The organism is Emticicia sp. CRIBPO (genome assembly GCF_009905725.1).
Classification (GTDB): Bacteria; Bacteroidota; Bacteroidia; order Cytophagales; family Spirosomataceae; genus Leadbetterella.
The window spans coordinates 360,414-384,205 of the sequence record NZ_JAAAKV010000008.1; the positions used below are offsets into that span (position 1 = coordinate 360,414).

General features: G+C 42.9%; 19 protein-coding genes and 1 tRNA gene. 7 read left to right on the forward strand and 13 right to left on the reverse strand.

Annotated features, from left to right (window positions below):
- Nucleotides 1–201 precede the first annotated feature (201 nt).
- The gene (locus tag GVN16_RS18350; protein ID WP_166565377.1) at nt 202–2,028 is read left to right on the forward strand and encodes a PQQ-binding-like beta-propeller repeat protein; all 1,827 of its coding nucleotides are present in this window, start codon (nt 202–204) and stop codon (nt 2,026–2,028) included.
- Between the two features lie 200 nt (nt 2,029–2,228).
- Entirely contained in the window at nt 2,229–2,606 is a 378-nt protein-coding gene (locus tag GVN16_RS18355) for a VOC family protein (RefSeq protein ID WP_166565378.1), read from the forward strand.
- A 273-nt stretch (nt 2,607–2,879) separates the two neighbouring features.
- Here the strand turns inward: GVN16_RS18355 and GVN16_RS18360 are convergent, their stop codons facing one another.
- The 5 genes from GVN16_RS18360 to GVN16_RS18380 form a co-directional block, all read right to left on the reverse strand.
- Nucleotides 2,880–3,830 carry an alpha/beta fold hydrolase gene (locus GVN16_RS18360; RefSeq protein ID WP_166565379.1) on the reverse strand — a complete coding sequence of 317 codons (951 nt, stop codon included), beginning with the start codon at nt 3,828–3,830 and terminating at the stop codon, nt 2,880–2,882.
- A gap of 79 nt (nt 3,831–3,909) precedes the next feature.
- Entirely contained in the window at nt 3,910–4,599 is a 690-nt protein-coding gene (locus GVN16_RS18365; protein ID WP_166565380.1) for a YafY family protein, read from the reverse strand.
- Between the two features lie 222 nt (nt 4,600–4,821).
- Nucleotides 4,822–5,022, reverse strand: coding sequence for a hypothetical protein (locus GVN16_RS18370; protein ID WP_166565381.1), 201 nt, complete (start codon nt 5,020–5,022; stop codon nt 4,822–4,824).
- Between the two features lie 188 nt (nt 5,023–5,210).
- Nucleotides 5,211–6,038, reverse strand: coding sequence for a DUF1295 domain-containing protein (locus tag GVN16_RS18375; protein WP_166565382.1), 828 nt, complete (start codon nt 6,036–6,038; stop codon nt 5,211–5,213).
- A gap of 162 nt (nt 6,039–6,200) precedes the next feature.
- Nucleotides 6,201–9,761: a PAS domain S-box protein gene (locus GVN16_RS18380; RefSeq protein WP_166565383.1), complete on the reverse strand. Its 3,561-nt coding sequence runs from the start codon at nt 9,759–9,761 to the stop codon at nt 6,201–6,203.
- Nucleotides 9,762–10,177: 416 nt separating this feature from the next.
- Between GVN16_RS18380 and GVN16_RS18385 the strand changes: the two genes are divergently transcribed.
- Nucleotides 10,178–10,261, forward strand: a tRNA-Leu gene (locus GVN16_RS18385).
- Nucleotides 10,262–10,326: 65 nt separating this feature from the next.
- Here GVN16_RS18385 and GVN16_RS18390 read toward each other — a convergent pair.
- Nucleotides 10,327–11,823: a DUF5723 family protein gene (locus GVN16_RS18390; RefSeq protein ID WP_166565384.1), complete on the reverse strand. Its 1,497-nt coding sequence runs from the start codon at nt 11,821–11,823 to the stop codon at nt 10,327–10,329.
- Nucleotides 11,824–11,977: 154 nt separating this feature from the next.
- Here GVN16_RS18390 and GVN16_RS18395 point away from each other — a divergent pair, with 154 nt between their 5' ends.
- Entirely contained in the window at nt 11,978–13,411 is a 1,434-nt protein-coding gene (locus GVN16_RS18395; protein ID WP_166565385.1) for a circularly permuted type 2 ATP-grasp protein, read from the forward strand.
- Between the two features lie 57 nt (nt 13,412–13,468).
- On the forward strand, nt 13,469–14,044 hold the full coding sequence (locus GVN16_RS18400; RefSeq protein ID WP_166565386.1) for a DUF6580 family putative transport protein: 576 nt from the start codon (nt 13,469–13,471) through the stop codon (nt 14,042–14,044).
- A gap of 9 nt (nt 14,045–14,053) precedes the next feature.
- Here GVN16_RS18400 and GVN16_RS18405 read toward each other — a convergent pair whose 3' ends face one another.
- Genes GVN16_RS18405 through GVN16_RS18415 form a run of 3 tightly spaced genes read right to left on the reverse strand, consistent with a single transcriptional unit; the run spans nt 14,054 to nt 18,487 of the window.
- Complete coding sequence (locus tag GVN16_RS18405; RefSeq protein ID WP_166565387.1) at nt 14,054–15,322, reverse strand: glycosyltransferase; 1,269 nt, start codon at nt 15,320–15,322, stop codon at nt 14,054–14,056.
- A complete protein-coding gene (locus tag GVN16_RS18410) occupies nt 15,319–16,059 on the reverse strand; it encodes a bifunctional 2-polyprenyl-6-hydroxyphenol methylase/3-demethylubiquinol 3-O-methyltransferase UbiG (protein ID WP_166565388.1) in 741 nt (246 codons plus the stop codon). The genes GVN16_RS18405 and GVN16_RS18410 overlap by 4 nt, the downstream gene beginning before the upstream one ends.
- 1 nt (nt 16,060) lies before the next feature.
- Nucleotides 16,061–18,487, reverse strand: a complete 2,427-nt coding sequence (locus GVN16_RS18415) for a hypothetical protein (RefSeq protein ID WP_166565389.1) — start codon at nt 18,485–18,487, stop codon at nt 16,061–16,063.
- Between the two features lie 52 nt (nt 18,488–18,539).
- Between GVN16_RS18415 and GVN16_RS18420 the strand changes: the two genes are divergently transcribed.
- The gene (locus GVN16_RS18420) at nt 18,540–18,842 is read left to right on the forward strand and encodes a DUF4286 family protein (protein ID WP_166565390.1); all 303 of its coding nucleotides are present in this window, start codon (nt 18,540–18,542) and stop codon (nt 18,840–18,842) included.
- Here GVN16_RS18420 and GVN16_RS18425 read toward each other — a convergent pair whose 3' ends face one another.
- The 3 genes from GVN16_RS18425 to GVN16_RS26350 all read right to left on the reverse strand — a co-directional run bounded on the left by GVN16_RS18425 (nt 18,843) and on the right by GVN16_RS26350 (nt 22,333).
- Nucleotides 18,843–20,699 (reverse strand): putative porin, encoded by a 1,857-nt coding sequence (locus GVN16_RS18425; protein WP_166565391.1) that lies wholly within the window; start codon nt 20,697–20,699, stop codon nt 18,843–18,845.
- A gap of 42 nt (nt 20,700–20,741) precedes the next feature.
- The gene (gene lpxK, locus GVN16_RS18430) at nt 20,742–21,788 is read right to left on the reverse strand and encodes a tetraacyldisaccharide 4'-kinase (protein ID WP_166565392.1); all 1,047 of its coding nucleotides are present in this window, start codon (nt 21,786–21,788) and stop codon (nt 20,742–20,744) included.
- A gap of 80 nt (nt 21,789–21,868) precedes the next feature.
- Entirely contained in the window at nt 21,869–22,333 is a 465-nt protein-coding gene (locus GVN16_RS26350) for a DUF1374 domain-containing protein (RefSeq protein WP_409013186.1), read from the reverse strand.
- On the opposite strand from GVN16_RS26350, the gene GVN16_RS26355 reads away from it, so the two are divergent.
- Nucleotides 22,220–22,879, forward strand: a complete 660-nt coding sequence (locus GVN16_RS26355) for an o-succinylbenzoate synthase (protein WP_409013187.1) — start codon at nt 22,220–22,222, stop codon at nt 22,877–22,879. The two genes, GVN16_RS26350 and GVN16_RS26355, sit on opposite strands and share 114 nt — an antisense overlap.
- Here the strand turns inward: GVN16_RS26355 and hemF are convergent.
- Nucleotides 22,869–23,789, reverse strand: a complete 921-nt coding sequence (hemF, locus tag GVN16_RS18440; protein WP_166565414.1) for an oxygen-dependent coproporphyrinogen oxidase — start codon at nt 23,787–23,789, stop codon at nt 22,869–22,871. The genes GVN16_RS26355 and hemF overlap by 11 nt on opposite strands.
- Nucleotides 23,790–23,792: the final 3 nt, after the last annotated feature.

The following is a 23,792-nucleotide window of genomic DNA, read 5'->3' on the forward strand; positions in this document are numbered from 1 at the left end:
ATTATTGTTTATCAGCTTTGTATTAGTCAATAACCGGAACCTCCTGAAGATTTTAAGCGGGGGGTGATCAGGTTCTTTATTTGAAAGAATTGAAATTCCGGAGTAAAGAAAACTTCAAAAAAGCCGGCAGCTCTTTGATGATTGCTTACAGCTATTTTGTACATTTGAATAAACCGACCCAAATTCAAAGCCTGTTTTACTATGAAAGCATCACTATTCGGGATGATGTCGATTGTCCTGGTTTTATCATCAGCTTACGTTTTCGCTCAAAACGCCCTTCCGGATTCTGTAAAAGCCCTTGGAAAGGACATCTATCAAAATAAATGCAGTGTTTGCCATACCAAGGGAGGGGTCGAAGGAGCCCCCGGACAGGAATTGTTGTCGGGCATGAGCTCCAAAGCGATTTATGCGGCCCTGATCACCGGAAAAATGAAGGTACAAGGCCAGGCTCTCACCGATACAGAAAGAAAAGCGGTGGCCCAATGGCTCACAGGCAGGGCTTTAACCGATACAAAGCTACCGTCAGAAGCCTATACAAAGTTTTATCTGCCCCAGAAAGTCAGTTATGAATCAGGCTGGGGTGGAAATCCGGAAGGCACTGGATTTGTAAAATACTCCGGCATCAATGCTGACAACGTCGGTTCATTAAAGTTGAAATGGGCGTTCGCTTTTCCTGAAGGCACACAGGTCAGAAGTAAGCCTGCCATAGCGGGTGACTGGCTCATTGTAGGCGGACAATACGGGGAAGTCTATGCTATCCATAAGAGAACAGGTAAAATAGGCTGGGAATTTAAAGCAGATGCCGCCATTCGCGGTGCGGTGGCTATTGCACCCGCTGCCAGCGGATTAAGGGTCTATTTTGCGGATTACTCCACCAATGTCTATGCACTGAACCTGGCCAGCGGCCGGTTGATCTGGAAGAAAAGGTCGGGAAAACACCCTTTATCAGCCAATACAGGCTCTGTGGCTGTCTCCGGAAACACAGTTTTGGTGCCACTCACTTCCTTTGAAATCAACTCTACAGCGAATCCTGATTACAATTGTTGCACCTCTTCCGGGGAACTCGTGGCCCTGGATGCCGTATCAGGAGAAATCAGATGGAGACACCGTGTGATCCCCGAAGAAGCTAAAATCAGCGGTAAAAAGAAGAACGGAGCAGATTTCTACGGACCATCCGGAGCCCCGGTATGGTGCAGCCCTACAGTAGATGTTCAGAGAGGCCTGGTGTATATCGGTACGGGAGAGAATTATACCAACCCGCCTTCAAAAACGAGCGATGCCATCCAGGCCATCGATATAAAAACAGGCAAACTGGTCTGGACTTTTCAGGCGACGCAAAACGACGCCTGGAATTTAGCCTGTCCCGATGCCCCCAACTGTCCTGAAAAGAGCGGCCCTGACTTTGATTTCGGTATGGCTCCCCTGCTGATCAAAGGCGGCAATGCCGGCAAAGACATCCTGGTGGTGGGTCAGAAATCGGGCATGGTGCACGGCCTGGATCCGGTTTGCGGCCATGTGATCTGGCAAAACCGCGTCGGTAAAGGCGGAATGCTCGGCGGTATTCACTGGGGCATGGCCTCAGACGGCCGCAAAGTATATGTGGCGAATGCGGATAATTTTTATGCCCTGAATCCGGGTGAACCTGGATTGAAGGCTGCTCCGGGCTTATTTGCCCTTGACGTGGCTACCGGAAAAACCCTCTGGTATCAGGCTACGCCCGCTTGTCCGGGTGTGGTTCCTTGTATTCCGGCAAATTCTGCCGCACCGCTGGCTTTGCCGGGCCTGGTATTCGCCGGAACCCTCGATGGCCATATCAGGGCCTATAAGGCTGAGAGCGGCGAGATTATCTGGGACTTTAACACCATCCGTGACTACCAGACGGTTAACGGCGTAAAAGGAAAAGGCGGTTCTCTTGACGGCCCCTCTCCTGTCGTGTCCGGCAATATGCTCTTTGTCAATTCCGGTTATGGTATGTTTGGCGAAATTCCCGGCAATCTGCTGATTGCATTCGAATTGGACAATAAGTGAATTTTGAATGTTTCAATGATGAATGCCTGAATGACCTGAGCCCGGCTCAGGCTGGAATAAATCATTTACAGAGACCTTGCATACAATGTCTGTCTTTGAATTAATAAGTAATAAAAATATCTGCTTAAAGCTAAAAGCCTGTGGCTTAAGGCCTGCAGCTTACAGCTAAAAAATTAATCAACCTTCAAAATAACAGCCATATGAGCAGCAATGAAAGACCTACCCGGGGTAACGGGAAAATATGTTATCTCGAGATACCTTCCCTGGATATCGCCGTTTCTGTATCGTTCTATAAAAATGTGTTCGGATGGAATATAAGAGAACACGGCAACGGACATTTCTCGTTTGACGATGGTGTGGGGGAAGTAAGCGGTATGTGGGTTACGGGCACAAAACCCCACACAGATCCGGGGATCATCGTCAGTATTATGGTTGACAGTGCCGAAGCCACAATAAACGCGATCGAAGAAAACGGAGGCAGAATAGTAAGGGAATTAGGCTTCCAGGCCCCGGAAATCACCGCACATTTCAGCGACCCGGCAGGAAACATACTGGGCATTTACCAGGAGCCGGTCTAGGTGATGTTCAATGATGGGTGCCTCAATGCCTGAATGAGTAGTTTGCAGGGATATTGCCTGTAATCAATGCTATCAGCCCCAAATGTGCTTCCGGAACTGTCTGTTTACGGTATACATAGTGCCTCATCAACGGCCTCACTCTGGTTTATCGTCGGAACATTCGACTCTTTTGTGTCGTAAACAAGCCAAACAGATGGTTTGGACTAATGGTTTTTTGCAACCGTGGTCTCCAATCTGTTTGGCTTTGAGGGTAATATGCTTCTAATTACTTATTTAAGCATTTTGTTTTTCCAACCACTTCAAAATTGATTGGGTAGTTTCCTCCGGCTTTTCCTGTTGAATCCAATGACCACAATCCAGACTGACGATATCCAGATCAGGAACAATATTTTTCAGGTTTTCAGACTTGGGAATCGTATCCTGTTCACCATATATCATAAGAGTCGGTTGGTGAATGATTGGGGTTATGTCCGCCATTAAGTGCCAGTTTCTGTCCAGGTTTCTGTACCAGTTTATACCTCCCGTAAAGCCTGATGACTCGAATGCAGAAACAAAGACAGACAGTTCGTTGTCTTCCATTAAAGGTTCCCCAAGTGGTTTTTCTGCTCTTGCAAGATTTATCATTAACATTCCGGGCTCTGGTGGTGTGAGAGATACGTTTTTGCGGAATATGTTACGGAGGAACCGGGAGGTGTTTTCATTCATTATCGCATCTGCTACTCCCGGTTGCCGATTGAAGTGCACGAAATAGAAGTCTCCTCCAAAAAAGGCTTCCATGAATTCAATCCAAGGCGTTTCCCCACGTTCCTGATAAGGCAAAGCCAGGTTTATTACTTTATTTACCCGTTCAGGATGCAATAAAGCCAGACTCCAAACGACATTTGCACCCCAGTCGTGACCAACAAAAGTGGCATTTTCATATCCAAAGTAATCGAGTAGTCCGACCAGGTCACCTGTCAGGTGTTCAATGTCGTATTCAGTTACTTCGGTCGGCCTGGATGAGTTGCCATAGCCTCTCTGGTTTGGAATGATGACATGATAGCCGGCTGCAACAAGTGCCGGAACCTGATAACGCCAGGAAAAAGCATGTTCCGGAAAACCGTGACAGAGGACAATAGGTTTTCCCGCATTTTGTTTACCTGCTTCAAAGACTTCCAGTTCTGCACCGTTGACTGAAATAAGAGTGGGTTTCGGGAAATTGGCTGAGTTAATTACGTTTGTCATTTTTATTCTTTTAAAGATGAATTAATGCTCAAACTTATCCCTCGTAAATGACAGCCTTATGTCAGGGGTCAAAAAGAAACTAGTAGTAGTTTTCAAAATATTCCTGCAAGGTTATTTTATGCGGCTCAAATTTCTCGGCAAGTATTTCCAATTTTTTAATTCTGTCCAAACGGAAAAAACGAAATTCACTTCTTAGCCGGCAATAGGCAACCAACAACCAATTTTCGGTGCTTAACAATGCAAACGGTTCAATATGCCGGGTGGTGGTATTGTTTTGTTCGTTGATGTATTCAAGTTTTGTAAGGCGAAAATTTGTCAAAGCAAATTGCAGGTCAGATAAGCTGCTGCTGTTTCTTTCCTCACGGGTATTCTGGTCAAACCGTGTTCTTTCTGAAATTAAGTTAACTTTGTCTCTCGTGTTGCGTTTCAGGACCGATTTTATTTTTTCAATGGCTTCGGTGTAATCTTTAATGAATGAAGTGTCTTTGTTTTTCTGAACCCATTGTTCTGCGGTAATTAACGCATTCGCCTGTGCCTCTGTAAACATTACGGGCGGAACCCTGTAACCTTCCATCAGCGAATAACCTTTCCCGTCTTCCGTAATAATCGGAACACCCGCTTGTTCCAAAGCCCTTATGTCCCGGTAAATTGTCCTGATACTCACGCTGAATTTTTCTGCGAGTGTCGTTGCATTCAAAAGACGTTTCGTTTGTAACTGTGTTAATATGGCAGTCAGCCGGGAAAGCCGCTTAGTGTCGTTGTCGTTCATTTTTTTTCTGACTGTTCATGTTTGCAAGTGGTATTGCGTCCGGAAACGGCTTTTTGTCTGCAGGATAAATACCGTAAAGTATGCCAAACATTTTTTATCACTCGTTTTATCCGTTCACAACGGGAGACTGGTTGCGACTTTCTATATGCCCGCTAAAATCAATAATAATATGGAGCCTGGCACGAAACTTCTGGCACCATAATGACCGGAAACCTGCAGCAGCTACCCTGCCACATGCTCCGGCCTGTAAATATCCAGGGACTGAAATTTGAATGAAAAGCCTTCCACGACCTTTGTAGCTACCAGTTCTATGTCTTTTTGATAGCTTCCGGAGCTTCTTACCACTTTTCTGGCTTGTTGTTCGGTATCGGCTTCTACTACCCACCGGTCTTTGCTTCCGATTCTGGCAAATATGTATATCATAGCATTCTCCCTTTTTTGACGAAGTAAATTTAAATACTTTATTAGCAAGATGTTGCTAAGATTTTTAGAATCTTGGAAAAATTAAAAAAATCTTCTGATTTAAGCCACGAAAAGGACGTCAGATGGGGAGTATAAGAAATGTAGTTTATTTTTGTAATCTCCTTATTATCAGTGATAATCAATGTAGTTTACCGTCTTCTTCCCGGCAATTTAGGAAAGAACGCCGGGACATTTTTTATGTAATCAGCATATCCCGGTTTTGATTCACTCAGCTTTTTTTCGAGTAAGGTAACGCCGGATACCTCCATTAACAAGAAGCTCATCAGTAAAGGACTGAATACATAGAAGTATTGCCCGGAGGGCAACACAAAGAGAAAATAACCCCACCAGATCAGGGCATCTCCGAAATAATTGGGATGCCGGGTCATTGCCCATAATCCTGTGTTCAATACTTTTCCCCTGTTTTCAGGGTCTTTTTTGAACTGCATCAGCTGCCAGTCACCACCGGCTTCGAAAAGGATGCCTACGACCCAGAAATAAATGCCGACATATTCTGAAAAACCAAAGGAAGTCCTGGACATGGCGGGTACAAATAAAGAAGAAACAACCCATAAAATGACGCCCTGCAGCAGAAATACCCTGAACAAAGACACCCACCACCAGTTTTGGCCATATTGCTGACGCCATTCCCGGTACCGGTAATCTTCGCCTTTACCTATGTTTCTGATAGCCAGGTAGAGACTGAGTCTTAAACCCCACAGGCTGACCATGATGCAGAATATCAATGACCTGAGGTCTGAAAAACCGGTTTTGTACCTGTAAAACCATACAGCAATGACAAAGCCCATGCCCCAGAAAATATCAATGATACTGGAATCTTGTAAAATAAGGCTGATCAGCCAGAGGACAAAAAGACACGAGGTGATGACTGCCGCACCCGTCAAAAACGGGTAATCGCGGGTCCCGAGGAAAAAACAAACGGCCAAAAGCATCAGAAGAAGTATAATTCTGGCCATAGATTCTCAGGTTTTGGGTTAAATATATCCCAAAATAATACTTTTACCGGAAATTAAGAAATAATTAATCTAAAATATTATCGTCATTAAACAAAGAAAAGGAAACCAGTCTGAAATGGACTAATTTCCTTTTTCTGTTCTCCCTTTCTCCGTTTACCTTCATCAATGAGTCAAAGTCTTTGCCTTGTTCTGCTCCTTCTTGAGGAAAATGGTCGCCTGGTTGAAAATATTCTTCAGAATATAGAAGTTACCGTAGATAGACTCTATTTCCGTACGGGTATTGGCCTGGTCTTCAATAAATTTAAGAATTCCCTTTTCGTTTACTCCTATATGATAAAACGAAGCTTTTAGTTTATGAGAAATCTCCTTGATGGTTTCATATTCCGTTTCATTGATCGCGTCTTCCAGCATTTTGAGGTCAAACGCCGATTCGTTAATGAACGAGTCAATCACCCGCATTTCGTAATCCACATCGCCTTCAGATAGTATCCTGAGCTGCGTCAGGTCTACCACAACCTCCTTAACAGGGCTGCTGCCGTTTAAGGACTCAATTTTCACTTTATTGAGGTTGGCAAACGTCGTAATCTTATTAAACAGCTCATCCGGAGAGAATGGTTTCGGAATATAGTCATTCATCCCTATCGACATACACTTGTCTTTCTCACCTACCAGGGAGTGAGCGGTCATAGCAATGATCGGAATGTTGTTTTTAAGTTCATTCCTGATATAGGTAGTGGCCTGATAGCCATCCATTTCGGGCATCTGAAGGTCCATCAGCACGACGTCATACGCTTGTTGCTGTACTTTTTCAACGGCAATTCTGCCGTTTTGAGCCAGATCAGGCAGGAACCCGAATTTTTCGAGTACCCTCAGTGCCAGTTTCTGGTTCAGAAGGTTGTCTTCTACCAGCAGCACCTTGATTTCCTTGTCGCTGTTCAGGTTGGCGTTTTTACCTTTATCTTCTTCGGCGTCTTTACCGACCACTTTCTTGAATGAAAGGGAGAAATAGAAATTAGAACCCTCTCCCAGCTTACTTTCTACATTAATTTTACCGTTCTGAAGCTCGATCAGTGATTTCGAGATGCTCAGACCCAATCCTGTTCCTCCATATTTACGGGTGGTGTCGGTATTGGCCTGTGAAAAACGGTCGAATATAACCTTCAGCTTGTCGTTCGAAATACCGATACCGGTATCAATGATGTTAAACTGGATGGTTACCTGCTCTTCGGTTTCTTCGGCAAGGTCCGCAATGATGTTAATCGATCCTTTTTCTGTGAATTTGATCGCATTATTGGTAAGATTCAGCAAAATCTGGCTTAATCTCGTAGGATCTCCCAAAATACGCTTCGGAATACTCTCATTCAGATACGGATCAAGGGTTAGGCCTTTTTCTTCCACCTTGGCGTTCAGGACAGACTTGATGTTATTGACGATCTCATACAAACTGAACGGAATTTCTTCCAGCGTAATGTTGCCTGATTCGATCTTGGATACATCCAGGATGTCATTTATAATCCCCAGAAGGTTTTCAGAGGCAATATTGATGTTTTTGACGTATTCGTTTTGCTCGCTTTCAAGGAAAGTGTCCATCAGAAGCTTAGTAAACCCGATAATGGCGTTCATCGGCGTTCTGATCTCGTGACTCATGTTGGCAAGGAAGGCATCCTTGGCCCTGGCATTTTTCTCGGCCACAATCTTGGATTTGATAAGCTCACGCTCCATCCTGATCCTCGATGACATGTCGGTAGCATTGCCTATGACATATTTTTTACCGTCCAGCAGTTCAGAAAGAACGTTATTGAACATCCAGGTCTTTAAACTGCCGTCTTTATGAACAATATTCAGTAAACCCTTATAAAAACCGTTTTCTTCCACCGTTTTCAGATAATTACTCAGGTTTTCCCTGGCATGATTCGGCACCACATCAAAAATGGTCATTTTTATCACCTCTTCGACCGTATAACCGATCAGTTCGGCACCTGCCGGGTTAATGGTCAGGAAATTGCCCTCAAGGTCATGTGTACACATAAAACCCTGGGTATTTTCAAAGAAACCTCTGTGCTTTTCTTCGCTCAGCAGCAGTTGTCTTTCCCATACCTTTTTGCTGGTAATGTCTTTACCGATACCCAGGTAGCCTGTGACGTTGTTATTATCGTCCCTAAGTGTCGTTATTGAGACTTCAACCGTGATTTTACTGCCATCTTTGCGGACGTAGGTCCATTCTTCCGTATTGGAATAAGTACTGCCGTCGGCATAATCCGCATGCAGTTTTTTACCCAGCTCCGCCCTTCTCTGGTTCATTTCAGCAGCGTCATGCACTTCCTGGAAAACAGAGTGGCCCATAATTTCATCTGCTTTATAGCCCAACATGAGTTCTGCCCCTTTATTGAAGGTGGTTATGTGGCCATATTTATCAGTCGTAATGATAGAGATATCAGTGCTGGCATTCATAATGGCTTTCAGCTGACCGAAAACCTTATCGAGGGCCATCCTGTTCTTTTTCTCAACATCTATATCCTGGAATGTTCCGTAGACCCTCTTCACTACGCCGTCGACGCTCTCACATTTGGCGATTATCCTTATCCAGATTTCATGACCTTTAGCGGTAACGATCTGCAGTTCTTCTTCAAAAGTATCGCCTTTTTCAAAAGCATGGGCGAATAAGTCCCTTACGTGCTGTTTATTGTCTTCTCCTTTGACAAAGTCGGTGCCGTTCTGCCAGCTTGGAACAAAATCCGGGCCTACTTCGTGGATTTCACGGGTCATGTGAGTCCACTGGACAGTCTGGTTGATGACATCAATGTTCCATCCGCCGACTCTTGCCACCTGGTTGGTTTGGATCAGGATTTCACGGATATGCTTTAATTCTATCTGGGCTTTGGTCTGGCTGGTTATATCCCTTCCTATGGCATAAAGTTGCTCTTTGAGGGCATCCGGCGTGGCTACCCATTCCAGGTTCCTCACTTCTCCCGATTTGGTGAGAAAGCGGCTGGTAAAATTCAGGGGAGTCTTACCGTTGCCCTGTCTGAGGATCTTCATTTTGATGTCTTTAAGATCATCAGGATGGACAAAATCTATATAATTGGAATTAATCAGTTCCTCCTCCGACCAGCCCATGGTTGTACTGATGGAAGGGTTGGTTCTTTTCAGAGATCCGTCGTTTTCTGTTATACAGATGAGGTCTTCGGACTGAATAAAGAGGTTTTCAAAATTTTCAAGTTGCAGGCGTTCCTTCCTCGACACAATCTGTGAAGCCGCTTCTTCTGCCAGCAATTTGAAGGCATTACGCTGATCTTCTGTTAATTTTTTTGGTTTGTAGTCAATCACACAAAGTGTGCCCAGCGTAAATCCGTCAGGATCAATGATGGGAAAACCGGCGTAAAATTTCACAAACGGCTCCCCCGTTACACCAGGAAATTCTTTAACTCTCTCGTCTTTGGTAGCGTCTTCGATTTCAAGCAGTTTTGTGTCCTGAATGGCAAACTGACAGAAAGAGTATTTCAGCGGCACGGAGTCGTTTTCCAAGCCCAGCTTTGCTTTATACCATTGGATTTCTTTATCTATCAGGGTAAGTAGTGAGATCGGAGTTCCGCAAATAATAGAAGCTAATTTTGTTAAGCGGTCAAACTCTTCTTCAGGTTCGCTGTAAAGAATCCTGTAATTCTCCAAAGCTTTTAACCTTTCAGATTCATTTTTCGGGGTCAGATTTGCGTTTGATGACATAATCTTGTTATAATGAAATTACTTTTTTGAGTTTTAATGGTTATAATTTGCGAAGTATGTGTGTCTTTATAATTTAAGATTCATCTTCATTAATCATTTAACAAGGCAATTTTTGTACCAGTTTATAGGTGTGTGCCAATTTTTCTTTTTTTTCTATTATAAATTTTCCAAGATTTCCCTCCGGGCATTCTGACAAGATAGCACCGGCAGCTTTCTGACTAAAAATGCTGATAATCAAAGTACAAGAGAAAAAGAAACAATTTTCATTCCTGATAATTACTGGACAAAAATAAATGGCGGATCCAAATATTTTTTTTACCCGCTTTTCTTTGAACGTAAAAGCTTGCAAAAAGATTAAAAAAATTATCGCTTAGTTTTGGAATAAGCCTGTTTTACTATAGATTTGCAGCTCAAATGGCGAAGTGGTGGAACTGGTAGACACGCTACTTTGAGGGGGTAGTGGGCGTTAGCCTATGCGAGTTCGAGTCTCGCCTTCGTCACGAAAAAGGCCTTCTGCTGAGCGGAAGGCTTTTTGTTTATAGAATCTTCCTGTTAATTGTACTATTTACACTTTTCTGAAGAAGCTCAGTTTCTTTTTCCTGTAGCCTTTGATCTTATAATTTTCATCATAATAGCACTTCAGAGGGCTTTTCGGCAGTCTTGCATAGATCGGAAGGAAAAGCCCTGCATATACTGATATGCCTCTTGGATTCCCGATATTAAAAATGCCCAGTGCATTATCTGAACCCAGGTACAGCCCACCCGCTCTGACCGCCAGACCTACGTTAAGATTAGAATAATTGTTGTCAAGCGATATCGGAGCAGAAAACTCAAAATATTTCCGCTCGTAACGGGGAATCACGCTGATTCCAGAGTGCCCGATCGGCCCTCTCCTGTTGCCGGGCAGAACGCTTTGTCGCCAGATGGTATGAATATATATTTTTTCGGAATAAGCATAATCGAAACTAAGTATGGTTGTTGCCGGAAACAAAACCGTATAACTGTGCTGATAAGTGGTGGGATCAAGGGAATAGACATTTTCAATAGATCGTATAAAACCATCTGTACCTTTCAGTTTGTAGAAATCATCCGGTTCTATCCTGTCGTTTGTGCTGCTTACGTTGGCGACATTTACCATTCCAGGGTCACTGTACCTGAGGTATCCTATGTCGACTATTGAAAAACCGATTCTGTATTTGTACTTGTTTTTCGTAGGATCAGATACCCTCTGACCGTTATGGGTAAATTCATATTTTCTTCCGTCCGGTCTGAATTCATAGATCAAGCCTAAATCGAGTCCGAATCCTGTCCCCAGCCCGTTGATTTTTGTGAGGCTGCTGAGCCCGAGGCTTCCTGCCGTTACATTGCTGAAAGACCCTTCCGTTTTAGGCAGGTCTATGGTGGTTCTGATCATACCGGGCTTCCAGTTGGAAGGCGTCCGGCTCAGCAGATAATCTATATCGGTACCTGTTACATTCGTGGCAAAATCGCTCACAAACCTCTTTAAAGTAATTCCTCCTTTAAAAAAGCCCTCATCTTCATCTTTGATGACTTTACCAATGGTAATAAAATATTCATTATATAACCCGTTGTTCAATGTAAAAGCATTACCGGTACTTGGGGTTGTGGTGTAATTGGGAGACTTAAGACTGGTAACAATAGCCTCTCCAACCGGCTCTGAGGTATTATTCAGTGAAGTCATCAGTCTGTATCTGACTCCCATCGCAATTCCTGTTTTATGCTTCTGATTGTTATACTGAATGGCCGGGCCACGCCCTTCAACGTTGAGGATCATCCTGATATTCTTCCTGTTCTGATTAACGCCGGCGTATGAATTCATCCACTTTAGCGGGCCTCCTGGGCTTGTTCTGTATTTGTCATCATAGGTACCGGTAGCCATCGTTACAAAAGAAAAAGGGGCTGACCAGCGGGCATAATTATTCTGAAGGTCCAGACCTACCCCGCCCACATGTACAAAGAGCAGATAACGGCTATCCACTACGTTGGCTGGGTTTAAGGGCAGAGCGTTGGTTCCTGAATAGTTTCCTGAAGATGCTCCCAAAAAATTTTGAGAAAAAACCTTAACCGAAAAGAAAAAGAAAAAGAATATTTTGTATTTTGAAGGCTTCAAACCGGAAAGTTTTAAATAGTTATCACAAAGTTAGGTAATTGTAAGTAAAACGAAAGGTTTAAAAAATTATTCCAAAGAAAAACATATGAAAAACAATTTCTCTAATTATCAGACTCAGGGGTTTTATGATGAGCTCGTAAAACAAGACAATCTCCCCCGTCCCGGGAACGAAGTAATTTATGATTTTATCAATAAATTAAGTTCCGAAGACCTCAGCCAGCGTCAGAAAAGTATGGAAATTGCGATGATGAACATGGGGATTACCTTTAATGTTTATTCTGAAGAAGGCGGTACTGAGCGAATCATTCCGGTGGATGTTATTCCGAGGGTAATTACAGCTAATGAGTGGAAAGTCCTTGAAAAGGGCCTCAAACAGCGTATTATGGCCCTGAACGAGTTCCTGAAGGACATTTACCATGACCAGAAAATCCTGAAGGACAAGGTCATACCGAAACATGTGGTCTATTCCAGCAAAGGTTTTATGAAGGAATGTATGGGGATTATGCCCCCCAAAGAGATCTTCATTCACATTACCGGCTCGGATCTTATCCGTAATGAAAAAGGAGAGTTTACTGTCCTGGAAGATAACTTAAGATGTCCGTCCGGCGTATCTTATATGCTGGAAAACAGGGAGTTATCTAAACAAATCCTTTCCAAACTGGTTTCGAAAGCAAAAGTAAGGTCCATTTCAGAATATACTGAAAAACTGTTTGATGCTTTAAAATTTACTTCCGGCAAAGCCAATCCTACGATCGTTGTGCTTACACCGGGTATCTATAATTCGGCTTATTTTGAGCACTCTTACCTGGCCCAGCAAATGGGCGTCGAACTGGTGGATTACCGTGACCTGGTGGTGGAAAACGACCACGTCATGATGAGAACCACCAAGGGATATAAAACGGTGGATGTGATTTACAGAAGGCTGGATGATATGTTTATTGACCCTTTGAAATTTAACCCGAACTCACTGATTGGTATTCCAAACCTGTTCAAAGCCTACAAAAAGGGCAATATCGGTCTGGCTAACGCCCTGGGAACCGGCGTGGCGGATGACAAAGTGGTGTATGCTTATGTTCCGAAAATGATCAAATATTATCTGAACGAAGAGCCGATCATTTCCAATGTTGAAACGTACATCTGTGAAGAGCCGAAAAGCATGAAGTATGTATTGGAAAATATCGAAAAACTGGTGGTAAAGGAAGCGAACGAGGCCGGTGGATATGGTATGTTGATCGGACCTAAGGCCAGCAAAGCCGATCATGACCTTTTCAGAGAGAAAATCAAGGAAAACCCGCGTAATTTCATTGCCCAGCCGACCATTTCGCTCTCAACCAACCCTTGCCTGATCGATAACCAGATCGAAGGCCGGCATGTTGATCTGCGACCATACATTATTTTTGGAGAGGAAATTTACGTTACACCGGGCGGTTTGACCAGGGTAGCCCTCAAAAAAGGATCATTGGTCGTTAATTCATCGCAAGGTGGTGGCAGTAAAGACACCTGGGTTTTGAAGGAATAAGGATTTAGATTATGATAAAATTAATTCCTTTGGTACCTTTGTGAAAAAATAGGAAGAATGGACAAATCAGAATTAAAAACAGGTTTATTGATTTCGGGGATTATATTGTTTGCGTCTTTGACCAGGCTGATAGATCATCCGATGAATTTTACGTCTGTTACCGCCATCGCTCTTTTCGGAGCCGCTTATTTTCAGAATAAGTGGGTGAAGTTTATTCTGCCATTAAGTATACTGGTGTTCAGTGATTTTTTATTGGAATTGAAAACCGGCTGGGGCTTCCACTCAGGAACCCCGGTCGTTTATATAACTTTCGCACTGATCGTGCTGATGGGCTCTTATTTAGTCAGAAAACCCTCTGTGCTTAATATCGGTATCAGTGTTTTTGCGGGATCAGTCTTATTTTTCCTGATCACTAATTTTGCTTTCTTTTATCCGGAAGCGGCCGTACCTAATCCTCTTTTAGGACAATATCCTCATAACATGACAGGAATTGTAGCTTCTTACAAAGCCGGCCTGCCATTTTTCAGAAATATGCTGATCGGTGACGTTATCTATACTACTTTATTCTTTGGATTAGCCAAACTGGTTTTCAAAATAGAAGAAAGTTCTCTGAAGAAGAAAAGCGTTTTGTAAAACCGCTTTTTATTGAAGGAGCTCCTCGTAGACCCGGAAGTATTTTCCGGCTACTGTTTTTTCGGCATATTGTTCTTCGGCCTTTTTCCGGCTGTTCTCACTCAGTTTTTTCTTATCACTTTCGTTAAGTACCCAGGTGATGCCGCGGGCAAAATCTTCTGCCGATTTATATTCAGCCAGATACCCGGTTTTTTTATGTTCAATCATTTCCGGAATCCCTCCTATTTCAAACCCGACACAGGGCAAACCGACCGACATGGCCTCCATGATGGTGTTCGGAAGATTTTCCATAATCGAGGGAATGACAAATACATCGGCAGCATTATAGATCTTACTGATCTTTCCGGTATCGTTGATCCTGCCCAGGAGGTGGGTTTTGAACGGAATCAATGACATGACCTCTGGATCAGACTCGCCGAGAATTAAAATTTCAGTACCGTAGTCCACTTTGTTCTCAAATATCAAAATCTCAAGGGCTTGCTGAAGGTAGGTCCAACCCTTCCAGAGCACCGAAGCCTTCATAGCCACGAACAAGATATACTGTTTTCCGGTATCCAGTCCTAATTCCCTGCGGCAGGCTTCTTTTTCAAGAGGCTGAAACAAACGGGTATCTATCGGATTGGGTATAGAGGTGACGTTTCTGTTTTTCAGCAACAAACTGTTTTTAGCCCTGTTGGCCAGCCATTGGCTGCACCCTACAAAAACGGCTTTGCCCAGATTTTTAAAAGCTTCTATTTTCCGGTCGTACACTTTTTTCGAAAGATCGTTTCCGGATGGGTTTTTCAGATACTGCTCACAAGTTCCGCAGCCGGTCATGTAGCTCTCGTCAAAACCACTGTGATGACATCCGCCGGTAAATAGCCACATGTCATGCATGGTCCAGACGATCGGTTTTCCGGTTTCGACCAGTTTCTGAATATCAGTGACAGACAGAAATCCGAAGTTGACAAAATGGAGATGAATGATGTCTGCTTCCTGAATCAGCGGATGCTTTGAAATGTCTGTTCCGAAGTTGGCCGGAGAAAACGCAAACCTGACATCTTTTGATTTCTCAAAAAGAGTGAAATAAGCCCTTTCAAAGGCGAAATCAAGGAATGATTTCCATTTATAGAAGAAAGAATCTTTATACGGAACTATGAAATTGTCGTTAAATTTCTTCTCTTTAACCAGTATTTTTACATCAATGTCGAAATTCTCGCCGAGAGACTTAGCTATCCTTTTACAGGCAATAGCTGCACCTCCGAGGTAATCGTCCGTATTTATAAAAACTACCTTCATTTGTTGGCTGTCAAAACAATGTAGGGCGAGAATTGCTTACTGTTAAATGGAAATATCTTGAAGAAGACCTTGAATACCAACCAGATAGCCTTAAAGGAGAGCTTAAACAGAGGGCCTTTTTCCTGCATATTCTCCAGCCAGATCATAAAAACACCATGATATCTGACCTCAATATTTTTAAGTCCGAGCTCTTTGCATATCCTGGTCAGAAAACCGATATCCATCGAATTGATGTAATGCTTTTCGTAGTTATCAACGTCGAAATTTTTCTGCAACCAGCCGTTGAATCCCCTGAAATTAGGCAAGGATAAAAACAAGGTGCCGCCCGGCTTTACCAGGTTCACATGTTTTTCAATGATCGTTTTGGTATCTTCAAAATGCTCGATCAAACCATTGGAAAAAACAAGGTCGTAAAGTGCCGGATCTGAAAACTGAAAGAGATCAGTTTCTATCCAGCTCACCTCCGGTTCTTCAATTTTATTTTTTTTGAGTAAATTCCTGATGATTTCAGGAATAATGACAAAGTCAAGCAGTGTGGCTTTTATCTTAAAATTCTTAGCCAGATAAACCGAATAATGACCCGGAAAGCCGCCGATCTCGAGGGCTGTCCGGATATCATTTTTCTTCAGTATTTCTTTTAATATTTCAGTCAGAATAAAATTTTCCGGGATTTCAAAAACCAGGTTATCTTTTGATTTCCAGTAATCTTCCCAAAAAGCCCTGTCTGTAAGATTCATATTATTTCTTTTTGACCGACTGATAAATGGTTAATGCGATCAGCCCTCCTAACAAAATGGACGACACAAGATCTATCAATTTACCTTTTTCTACAGATACAGGTTTGAATTCAAATTTGATTTCGTGCTTCCCGGCCGGAATCTCCATGGCTCTCAAAACATAGTTGGCCCTCACATGCGGGGTCACTTTCCCATCTATAGAAGAGATCCAGTCCTGGTTACCGCGATAGTACATTTCCGAGAAAACAGCAAAACCGTCTTTGTCAGAATCAGACTGGTAAATCAGCTCGTTGGGTTTATAGCTGGTCAGTTTGATTTTATCCGTAGAATCCGTCTGATAAACCTTCGACTCCTTGATAAAACGCTTGTCTACAAAGGCTGTTTTTCCGGGATTGAATGAATCCATCGACTTCATTTCTTCGTCTGCAGAATTGACTACTCTCAGGCTGTCAACAAACCAGGCGTTTCCCAGTGCTAACGGGTTAAGCTGGGCCTCTACCTGGTTATTCTGATCCGCTACGATGAAATATTTGGTATTCAGCATGTTATAAATCGGCATGTTAAACTGTCCGTTTTTAACCATCTGATTTTCAAACAATTCCTGCGTGCGTTTAAGTTTTGCACCATGATATCCACCGATCGATTTATGGAAGTAAGAATCAGTGGCATCCGACCAGAAACCTGTAGTGGTATTCAAAACACGGAAATTAGGATCTTTATCTTCCAAAATCCTCAAATTGGCAGCGTTCGGCTCGAAATTTTGCTGAGCCTGGAATTTGTTTACAAAATCGTCATTATTAAAGTATCTTTTATCCACACCGATCATGTCGAAAACTACAAGTAAAATAAGCACTATGGCAGCGACCGTTTCCTTGATCTTTTGTTTCACAAAAAGCCAGATGATCGCCGAAACCAACAGCATCAGGATGATACCTCTTAAAATATCACCTGTAGCCATCGAAGCACGGTCGTCCTGCATGGCGTTCAATATTTTCTGGGCAAAATCAGGCCCGAGCGATTGTGCCAGACCGGATTTGAACTGAGCGTCATTTGGTCCGCTGAAGTCTACCATCAAATAGCCGGTCAGCATCAGCAATACCATGATTCCAAAACTATAATACAAAGGTTTTTTAATCTCTTCGAAGGTATATTTCCCGGTGATGATCTCATTTAAACCCATGGCCGCACCCACGGCAAACAGAAAGTGGGCAATGGTAATATTCATAGTTACCGCCCTGAACTTGTTCAGACCCGGGAGGTGATCAAAGGCAAAACCGTTGAAGGCCATGAAGTGGTATCCCCAGGCAAAAACAATGAACAATAATGCCAGTCCCAGAACCACCCATTTTAGATTACTCTTGACCAGGAAGAGTCCAAGTATAAACAGAAACACGACAATAACACCTGAGTAAAACGGCCCGCTGGTAGGTGATTGCTCTCCGAAATACAAAGGCAACTGTTTGATAAACTGGGCAGCATTGGCTGCGTCAATTCCACCTGAAGTCATCGTTTTATAAGTTTCTGAAGTCTTGGACAACTCTCCTACCGTGCCACCACCCATCAGGTTAGGTATAATCAGGTTGAATGTTTCGTCAATACCGTAACTCCATCCGAAAGCATAATTTTTATCCAATCCGTCTTTTCCGGCGGTGGTCTGGGTAAGCTCAGATTTACCCCTGGTGGTTTCGGCTGAGTAAGTCATGTTGTTCCAAAGTCTCATGCCATGCGACCCTACTCCTATTAATATACTCACCACAAAACACAGGATAATTTTTGACAGAGCTTTGAAGTCGCCTTGTTTGATGATACCCACCAGTTCGTAAACAGAGTAAGCCAGCAAAACGAAAAACAGGTAATATGTAATCTGAAGGTGATTGGCTCCCAGCTCCAGACCGATGGCCAGGGTAGTAACCAATGTACCTAATATATACTCCTTTCTGAATATCAGGATAAAACCGGCCAGCACACAGGGTACATAAGCCAGGGCCAGGATTTTCGAAACGTGACCCGCTTCAAGATAAAGCAGGTTGGCTGTACCGAAGGCATAAGCCACTGAGCCGAGTACCGCCACCCATTTGTTTTGCTTTAAAGTGACCATCAGCAGGTAAAATCCGGCCATGAGCAGAAAAATGATGTTGATCGGGGTTGGCAAAGCATTGGTAATAAAGCTTCCCAGTTTTGAAATAAAACTATAAGGGTAATCTCCTGCAATCATGTATCCGGGCATCCCTCCGAAAGCGGAGTTGGTCCACCAGGCCCATATGCCTGTTTCTTTGTGATAATCTGTCAATTCTTTAGCGAGTCCGGATGCCATGTTGACATCGTGCATGCTCAGGGTCTTTCCACTTAAGATAGGACTGGCATAAAATGCAGCCAGGGCCAGAAAAAATATCAGCGATAAAACAGGAGCCAACAGTTTTTTATTCATAATCGTAATTTAGATTTCTTACTTTTGTGTCAAAATTAAACCAAAATTTATTGTGTTACTATCAAATTTCACTTTTAACCTCTCAATTTCTCATTCTGAGCTTTTCCAGATTTGGCTGAAGCAGGAAATCGAACAATCGATCAATAAGAACCCGCTGGTCGTAGAAATCAAGACTTTCAGGTTGTTAACTGAGGTGCATGGTGACGGACATACGTTTTCAGTCCAGTTTTTCTTCCATAATTATGAAGACTTTTTAGCCTTCGAGCTCAACTTCCGTGATCTATTCCTCGCCAATGCAGACAGAAGGTTTGCCGGAAACTATGCCTTTTTTCACACCCTGCTGCAAACCCTCTGATCAGTCGAATAAAGGCCATTCAATTTTAAGATAGAACGAGCGACCCATCCCTAAATAGTAAGGAGTCGTGTAATAGCCGTTTTGGCCCAATCCCTGTGTTACATTTCCGAATTTCAGGGCCAGTCTTACGCGTTTGATGTTGAATGCCACAAACGGATCAACCACGACGTTGCCCCACACTTCATATTTATCCTGCAAATGAAACTGCTGCGTCAAAGGCATGTAAGCATCTGCCTTATAAGCAGATTTGTAATAAATATCCAGACCCGTCTGAATTTTTAACACCTTGGCATACAGTATTTTAAACATGATGGTGGTGTTATTCATGAATACCGGTCTTCTGATCACGTTCTTTCCGTCGTTGATTTTTATGTTCAGAAAAGCACTGTTGACAAAACTGAATACTTTGCCCGAATATCCTATTTCCAGGGCCAGGTCGGTCAGGTTAATGCCCGCTTTGTTGATCTGCGGCAATCCGTCCTGGTCAAAATAAAGATGATTTTTGAGGACAGAGTATTTAATGGACGGTTTTACATTGAATTGATAGAATTTCAGGTCATAAGCCCCCGAAAGGTGCAGATTGGCGGGAGCGTCAAAATTATTACTCCATTCCAGACCGCTGAGACTGTAAAAGTCATTATAAATCAATCCTACAGGAAACCGGCCGCTTTGGAGACCGATGATCAGGTTGTCGTAATGTAACTCTCCGTTAATCTTAAAGTAAGCTTTCTGACTGAATTCGGCTTCAGCCAGTAAATATTTTGTGCTGTCGTTCAGATAATAAGCCGCCTGTGCTCCTGCAAAAACTTCGTTGGTCAGTTTTTTTCTGAAGAGGTCACCATGATTGGAATGGAGATCATAAATACGGTGCAAAACATAGGCCTGGTAGTCAAATCCTTTGAAACGGCCCTTGAATCCGAATTTGTTTCCGAAGGCACGGTACCTGATGTTCTGTCTTAACGTATCGTTGCTGACCAGTGAGTCCGGATAAAATCCGTTGGCGTAGTTGACACCAAACTGAGAATCATTGTAAAAATGTTTTTTCCTTTCCATATCAAAAACATGGAAAGCCTGGAATCCGTTGGCTAGTTTGTATTGGTGGTAAATGTGCAGGTTGTTCCAGCGTTCACTGGAGGTGACATTTGCCATTCTGGCCTGGTAACTCAGGTTATAATCGCTGTCGATGAATTTCACGTTCCGAAGCACACTGTCGGCGGCATTGATCCCGCCCTGCTCATGTTGCAGGTGATTTAAATGGTAAAAAACACCCAGGAAAGTATATTTTTCGTTTTTGCTGACAAAATTACTACTCAGTGAATAGTTCCAGTGATCCACCAGCTTATCTTCAGACCTGGTGGTCGAAAACTGTTTGGAAGAATTGATCCGGTTGATGTCCAGTGTAAAGTTCAGTTGCTTGTTGATGTTCTGGGCATGTGTAAAATTCAGGTTACTGAATCCCTTAAATCCCTGAACATAAGCCATATTGGTATAAGGCGACTTGGTATTGAAGTACTTGAAATCTCTTACTTTGGGGCTGTAAAGGTCATAGGCCATAAACCCGGTTTCCGTATAAATATTCTCCCGCGGTTGATAAAGAATGGGCTTTGAGGCCGTTCCGTTGTTGCCCAGGTCCTGGAACATCCAACCGCTTCTCATGAGGGGATCAGTTTTAAAAAACTGGTTCATGAGCGTATCCGGGTTGTATTTTATCTTCTTGTTTTTAAAAACATCGGCTTCAAGGATGTATTCGGTGGATTTAGGACCATATACCTGCTTGGTACTGTCATCAAGGATTTGTCCAAAAGAGCAATAGTGGATAAGAAAAAAAACAAATAGCAGATATTTTGCTCTGTGCATATTAGAATTCAATGTCGATCTCAAAATTTGATGCAATTTAGCTTAAAATGCTCTTTTTATCTTGTTATGATTCATAAAACTTGTTAAAACTTCCGATTTAAAATCCTCTTCCTTATCGATTTTTAAAGAAAGCGGAACAAAATACAGCTTATCCAGAAAAGTTGGCGGAGCTATATCCCTGATTTTTACAAAATCTTTCTCTGTAGTCACTACTGCAAAGGCTGGATGCTCATTTGGTATTTTTTCAAGATCATCTCTTGTGTACTGGTAATGATCGGCATAAGCATAATGGTGGATAATCTCATATTTCTGAGCCACGTCCCGGTAAAACTGATCGTTTTGGGCGATGCCGGAAATCAGGACGATTTTTTGTTTTAAAGCCAGTTTATGGCCGTTCATATTAACGGGATCACCCGAAATGAAATGAGAAAAGTAGATAGAAGCAGTCTCAGACGCATATTTTCGTATTTCGTCAATAATTTGTCTTTTTTCAGAATTTTCTGAAAATTTCGGACATTTAGTTACGAGTATAATATTAGCCCTTTTTGCTCCGCTCCGGCTCTCCCGAAGCCTCCCTGCAGGCAAAAGACTGTCTTTGTAGAAAGGACGGTTATAATCATTGAGCAGGATCATCAGCTGGGGTTTGAAGTGCCTGTGCTGATAGACATCATCAAAAATGAAGAGGTTGGTTTCCGGATATTGGGAAACTGCTTTCAGGTATCCCCCTACCCTGCTTTCTGAAACGAAGAATTTTGTACTATTCCGGTGTCTGTCAAACAACATTTTAGGCTCATCGCCTACTTCTGCGGCTGCTGAAGCTTCTTTAAGTTCAATAAATCCTCTGGTAGAACGGCCGTATCCACGACTGATGACACCGACTTTATTTTCTGCTAGAAAACTGATCAGAAAATCGGTAACCGGGGTCTTTCCGGTCCCACCAACCGTCAGATTACCGACTCCCACAGAGAAAACGTCCGGTTCAAATGATTTAAATAGCTTTAAATCGAACAATAGATTCCTTATACTTGTAATGAGATTGTACAAGACCGCAAAAGGGTACAATAAAACAAAAACTATTTTTTTAATCATTCTGTGAAATGCCGCTTAGAGCACAATACTGCAAACATACGCTAAATTTTAAATTTGACGCCGGTACTTCGCGTGGAGTTTTAAAAAATAAGGATTCTTTTTATCTGAAAATCTTCAATCAGAACGAGCCCGAACGCTTCGGAATCGGTGAGGCCGGACCTTTGAAAGGCCTGAGCATTGATTTTGGAGAGATTGCCGAACAAAAACTGATAGAATTGGTCAGGGAGATCAATAGAAATGAGTTTGAATATACAGATATTGTCAATATAATAAGTTATTTGCGAAACTATCCGTCCGTTCTTTTTGCTCTTGAAACGGCTTTGGCAGACCTGAATTACGGTGGAAAAAGAAAGATTTTTGACAATGATTTCTTCAATAAACAGAAAGAAACGGTCATAAACGGGCTGATCTGGATGGGTGAAAAAGATTTTATGTCGGCCCAGATTGAGAAAAAGCTGCAGGAAGGATATGATACCATTAAAATGAAAATCGGAGCCATAGATTTTGACACGGAAATCGGGCTTTTGAAAAGTATCCGGGCTAATTTCTCCAGGGAGGAAGTGACATTAAGGGTGGACGCCAACGGAGCTTTTGAAAAGTCGGATGTGATGAAAAAACTGGAAATCCTGTCGGAACTGGACATTCACAGTATTGAGCAGCCCATAAAACAAGGTCAGACAGAGCTGATGGCTGAATTATGTGAAAAGAGCCTGGTTCCGATTGCTTTGGATGAAGAGCTGATCACGGTTACGGATCCTGGAGAAAAGAAAAAGCTTCTGAAAACCATCAAACCGCCTTATATTATTTTAAAACCCAGCCTGATGGGCGGTTTACAGGGAAGTAGCGAATGGATAGAAGAAGCTGAAAAACAGGATATTCAATGGTGGATGACCTCTGCTCTTGAGTCCAATATCGGTTTAAATGCCATTTGCCAGTTTACAGCAGAGTTTGATAATCCATTGCCACAGGGTCTGGGCACAGGTCAGCTGTATACCAACAACGTGTCATCGCCCCTTCAGATAAAAAGAGGCAAAATAAGCTATAGTCCTGCAGAAAACTGGGATTTAAGCCTTCTTCATTTTATTGATTGATCCAGTCGATTCCTTTGACAAGGTTTGATAAAGTAAGACTTTCTTCGCTTCCCGGTACTGTCTGGTAGTCATATTGCCATTCAGCGTGTGGCGGAAGGCTCATCAGGATGGATTCTGTCCGTCCGTTGGTTTCCAGGCCGAATTTGGTGCCTCTGTCCCACACCAGGTTAAATTCGGCATATCTGCCTCTTCTGATGTACTGCCATTCTTTTTCCTGTTCAGAGAACGGCTTTTCACCGTTAATTTTCATCAGATGAGTATAGGTTGGAGCAAAAGTCTCTCCTACGCCTTTCATGAAATCAAACAATTGTTCTTTTGAAAAAGAGGATTGGGTATGACTTAAAACAGTGTCTGGCTTAAGGTAGTCATAGAAGATACCGCCTATACCACGGGTTTCGTTGCGGTGCGGAATATAGAAGTAATTATCGGCCCAGATTTTGAACTTTTCATAGAATTCAGGATGGTGAGTATCACAGGTGTTTTTCAGCTGATGATGAAACCAGCTGGCCTGTTCCTTTACTACATAATGAGGTGTAAGGTCGATCCCGCCACCAAACCAGCAGGTGCCGTCCGACAACTCAAAATACCTGACATTCATGTGGATGATCGGCACGTGAGGATTAACCGGGTGCATCACAATGGAAACACCTGTGGCGAAAAATTCAAGTTCAGACGTTATTTTAAGCTGTTTTTGTAAGGCTTCAGACGTTTTGCCGGTTACAGCAGAAAAGTTGACGCCACCTTTTTCGATGATGTTTCCTTTGGCGATTACCCGGGTGCGGCCGCCCCCGCCCGAATGATGCTGCCAGGCATCTTCTTTAAAAACGCCCGCTCCGTCGGTAGATTCGATAGCGGCACAAATGTTATCCTGAAGCTGTTTCAGGTAGTCAGATATGTTTTCTTTCGTTATCAC

Coding starts and splice junctions, on each gene's coding strand:
- GVN16_RS18405 (WP_166565387.1), bottom strand. CDS start 15,322: ATGAAGGTAGTTTTTATAAATACGGACGATTACCTCGGAGGTGCAGCT.
- GVN16_RS18350 (WP_166565377.1), top strand. CDS start 202: ATGAAAGCATCACTATTCGGGATGATGTCGATTGTCCTGGTTTTATCA.
- GVN16_RS18375 (WP_166565382.1), bottom strand. CDS start 6,038: ATGGCCAGAATTATACTTCTTCTGATGCTTTTGGCCGTTTGTTTTTTC.
- GVN16_RS18370 (WP_166565381.1), bottom strand. CDS start 5,022: ATGATATACATATTTGCCAGAATCGGAAGCAAAGACCGGTGGGTAGTA.
- GVN16_RS18360 (WP_166565379.1), bottom strand. CDS start 3,830: ATGACAAACGTAATTAACTCAGCCAATTTCCCGAAACCCACTCTTATT.
- GVN16_RS18400 (WP_166565386.1), top strand. CDS start 13,469: ATGGACAAATCAGAATTAAAAACAGGTTTATTGATTTCGGGGATTATA.
- GVN16_RS18365 (WP_166565380.1), bottom strand. CDS start 4,599: ATGAACGACAACGACACTAAGCGGCTTTCCCGGCTGACTGCCATATTA.
- GVN16_RS18410 (WP_166565388.1), bottom strand. CDS start 16,059: ATGAATCTTACAGACAGGGCTTTTTGGGAAGATTACTGGAAATCAAAA.
- GVN16_RS18395 (WP_166565385.1), top strand. CDS start 11,978: ATGAAAAACAATTTCTCTAATTATCAGACTCAGGGGTTTTATGATGAG.
- GVN16_RS18380 (WP_166565383.1), bottom strand. CDS start 9,761: ATGTCATCAAACGCAAATCTGACCCCGAAAAATGAATCTGAAAGGTTA.
- GVN16_RS18425 (WP_166565391.1), bottom strand. CDS start 20,699: ATGCACAGAGCAAAATATCTGCTATTTGTTTTTTTTCTTATCCACTAT.
- GVN16_RS26355 (WP_409013187.1), top strand. CDS start 22,220: ATGTCGGCCCAGATTGAGAAAAAGCTGCAGGAAGGATATGATACCATT.
- GVN16_RS18415 (WP_166565389.1), bottom strand. CDS start 18,487: ATGAATAAAAAACTGTTGGCTCCTGTTTTATCGCTGATATTTTTTCTG.
- GVN16_RS18355 (WP_166565378.1), top strand. CDS start 2,229: ATGAGCAGCAATGAAAGACCTACCCGGGGTAACGGGAAAATATGTTAT.
- lpxK (WP_166565392.1), bottom strand. CDS start 21,788: ATGATTAAAAAAATAGTTTTTGTTTTATTGTACCCTTTTGCGGTCTTG.